Raw genomic sequence first — 3,613 nt, 5'->3', positions numbered from 1 at the left:
AGTGTCTATTTCCAAATTTATACTTTAAGTTTGCGTGTTTATCGAACATCATTAGTGCACTTTTCCCTTTTAAGTATCCCATAAAAGATGATACTGATATTTTAGGTGGGATTAATACTAGCATATGCACATGATCAGCCATAAGCTCCCCCTCTATTATCTTGACGCCCTTATATTCACATAAACGTCTCAATATTTCACGTAAACTATTTCTGTATTGATTATATATAACTTTACGTCTATACTTAGGTGTAAATACTATGTGGTATTTGCATAACCATTTTGTGTGCGCAAGGCTCTGTGTCTTTGTTGCCATATAAAATCACCTTTCTTTTGCATATAATGCGGCTTGAACACCTACATTATACTTAAGCAAGGTGATTTTTTTGTATAACTTTCGTTGCCGCACCCGCATAGCGGGTGGTTTAATGATTCGCGACTACGTCGCGAACCAGTCTAAAGACAATAATAAAAAGCAGTAACTATAGTTACTGCTAACGTATACGTATATATATTTTTGTATATTTCTATTTATAGATTCTTATTGATTCGCTTATATGTTCGCCATATAATGGACTTAAGATAGTCAAGCGAGGTTGGGCCTCTCTTCGTTAATGAAGGGAGGGTTGTCTATGAGTGATTATGAGTTAATCATGATAATTCTAGAGGCAATGACCGTTGTCATTGCCTTTGGAGCACTTGTGGCGCTTATTTGTCTTGGAAAAGACAAATAGCCCTTCGTTATCCCCTGGATAATTAGGTAACTGAAAGGCCATTTCATCAATTAATCATAGTTTTGAGATGAGCCCGACGGATCTACTCGCTTGGCTATCTGTTTATATTATAGGGTTTATATCATATATCGTCAAATACAGATAAACAATACTAATATGTTGTATTATAAACCAAGAGGCAGAGACTGAGTCACTGCCTCTTATCTTTTTATCTTTATCTACGTGCTACGCGCATAGCCGCCATCATGCCTGGAGATTTCCAAACGGATTGACCATTGTCTGAAACGAGTTTATTGTTATAGTAGAATACATCTGCATTGTAATAGTTATTATCGCTAGATGTTACCTTATAGCTAAGGCCAGATGTCGTATATACCGTGAAATTAAGTACATCCCCTACTCTCTTCACAGAGTCTTGGTCTACATACCAGCTATTGCCGTTATAGGTCGTAGCATATACATCGGTACGAGCTTCTACGTCATGTGTATTAATACCAATCAATACGAGCAAAGCCGCTAACATATATAAGAATTTACGCATTAGAATTACCTCCGTTTTATCGTTGGAATACTTGTTTATTATACCAAAAAAACGGTGAAATTCACATTAAAATGGCACCTTCTACGCCACCCAGGATTGACTACTTTCAATGTACGACGTGATCCGTTTCATAATGGGTTTTTCTATGAAAGCTAATCGCATATAGTCTACCACCATGCCAACTATGAAAATGAGGGCCACTACAAGAATTGCATATAATGGTAATAAGGCAGAATCGTAATACTGATAGGTACTGAATATATTGTCCCACATATGATGAAGGAATAGCTTATTATCATGAAATAAGTAAATCCCGAAGGTCGTAGAGGCAATCGTATTGATCCACGGATGATAGGTAATCTTGGCTTTCAAGAAAATAATAAACAAGCCAATGCCTAACAGTAGCTGGAAGAAGCCATAGTCACGCCGAGCATAGCAAGACTATAAAACCATATCTGCCCTACTAACAAAATCTGGGCATATAAAAAGACAGTTGATTCTCATCAACTGTCCTTTTAGTTTGTAAATTAGAATTGATATGTAAGTTCTACACGATAGTAGTTTGGAAGTTTAGGGTTATAGGACAAAAATTAGTACAACCCTGTAGTAATTTAAAATCCCCTTGATCAGTACCAAGATACTCATCAAAGGGATTATATTAATTATGAAAAAAACAAATAGCCCTTCGTTATCCTAGGATCGCTATTAAATTCAAGTCACATCTTAGGCTTTAAATATAACACCATTATGCTCTAGTTGTTCCACTGTTTTTTTACCAATGCCCGGTAGCATCAATACTTCTTGTTTAGTAATTGTTTTAAAATCATCTACTGTGTATAGGCCGGCTTGTGAAAGTGTAATTTGTGCACCGAACCGTATATTATCATATACCGGATTTCCACGCAAAGCCCCACCTTTAGCAACCTCTACGGGGCTCATATGAACGGACTCGCGTTTTCCCATATAACTATCATTAGAGTACCGATTTATAACAGTTCGACCGGTAACACGTTCATACGCATCATATAGCGTCTGCCATAGTGGACTTTCAAAATCCACTAATTGAGTTGGTAAAAATGAGATAGCAGTATATAAGCTTATTAATTCTCGTGGGTCAGAATCTATGTTACTCACTTGGTCTACCATATACATAATAGCCTCTAAATGATCTTCTACAAAATCGTTCCAGCGTGTTGCATCTTGTAATAACCAATCAATATCTTCATATTCATCAACAAGATCTGCTAATACATCATGGGCTATCTTGCTTTCACCACACTGCAAAGCCAATAGAATATACAGCATATGCATAGGCAACATGATATCCGGAGCCTGATTAAATGCATTTTGTATATCATCGCAACATGCAAGATATCGCTGATATACCTTGCGGCCGCGATCCCAGTTGGCAGCGCCACAACAAGCAACCATCATATACACAAGAAATCCCGAATGATCTTGCTTGTCTCCGTGAAAAACTGGCGTAAAGCAGGCAATCGCATCATTATACATATTATATTCTAAATATATCATCCCCATGTCGATGAGGCAACGCATATAAGGACGCGTCTCTATTATATTCCAATCTATTTTCTTTGGTTTTTTCAACGATTCTACTAGCTGTTTCAACTGATAAATTTGAAAGCTTGGATGTAACTCAAGGGCTATGAGTTCTCGTTTAGCATCTACTTCATCAGGACATAATACAAGGATTTCATTGTATAACTTCCTTGATTTCTCATTCGTATCAGCCTCTTCTGCAGCCTCATATAAATCACGTAATTTCATTTCTATCGTATTATTAAAATCACCACGATTATATTGAGTCATAAATGCTTCTAACAAATCCTCAATAGATTTGAAATCAGATTCATGTTCGGATACAAATTGTTTCTGTAAACGTAATAATAACTCACTATAAAAGTTAAACATAGAGTATCTCCTTATACATATGAACGTAAAAATACTACTCATATGTAATATAGCACGATGGAATATATTAATTCTATAGGTAATACCTCGACCTATTAATATCTCATCTGAAAATGGGTTGGCAACTAGACGATAAAAATGAGACACCGATTATAGTCGATGCCTCATTCCTTTGGGGGTTATAGGACAAAAAGTGTGTGTGACTAATCCCAATAAGTTGGAAAATCTGTAGACATATGTAGCTCATTCCAAACAGGAGCATCACCCCATTGAGGGATTGAACGATCTATTTGGCAATAATCAGATAACCGTTTGTAGATAGCAGCAATCGATTCATCTGTAGGCATACAATAAATAAAGCTTTGGCAAGACTATAAAGGTCCTTCCCAGCTAACGTTTTAGGTCT

General features: G+C 36.5%; 4 protein-coding genes and 1 pseudogene. All 5 read right to left on the bottom strand.

The window, feature by feature from the left end:
- Positions 1-316 (bottom strand): IS200/IS605 family transposase (gene tnpA / locus QZR70_RS08695; protein WP_227283840.1); only part of this gene is annotated, 316 nt, incomplete at its 3' end.
- A gap of 632 nt (positions 317-948) precedes the next feature.
- Complete coding sequence (locus tag QZR70_RS08690; protein WP_178884061.1) at positions 949-1,275, bottom strand: Tat pathway signal protein; 327 nt, start codon at positions 1,273-1,275, stop codon at positions 949-951.
- A gap of 81 nt (positions 1,276-1,356) precedes the next feature.
- Positions 1,357-1,647: a hypothetical protein gene (locus QZR70_RS08685; protein ID WP_295794552.1), complete on the bottom strand. Its 291-nt coding sequence runs from the start codon at positions 1,645-1,647 to the stop codon at positions 1,357-1,359.
- Positions 1,648-1,998: 351 nt separating this feature from the next.
- Positions 1,999-3,207, bottom strand: a complete 1,209-nt coding sequence (locus QZR70_RS08680) for a hypothetical protein (RefSeq protein ID WP_295794551.1) — start codon at positions 3,205-3,207, stop codon at positions 1,999-2,001.
- A gap of 203 nt (positions 3,208-3,410) precedes the next feature.
- Positions 3,411-3,563, bottom strand: a pseudogene (locus QZR70_RS08675) (IS256 family transposase); the annotation flags it as partial.
- Between the last annotated feature and the right edge of the window lie 50 nt (positions 3,564-3,613).

Source organism: uncultured Veillonella sp. (assembly GCF_900545205.1).
Taxonomy (GTDB): domain Bacteria; phylum Bacillota; class Negativicutes; order Veillonellales; family Veillonellaceae; genus Veillonella.
Note: the sequence above shows the minus strand (reverse complement) of the source record. Positions and strands in the feature narration are given on the sequence as shown.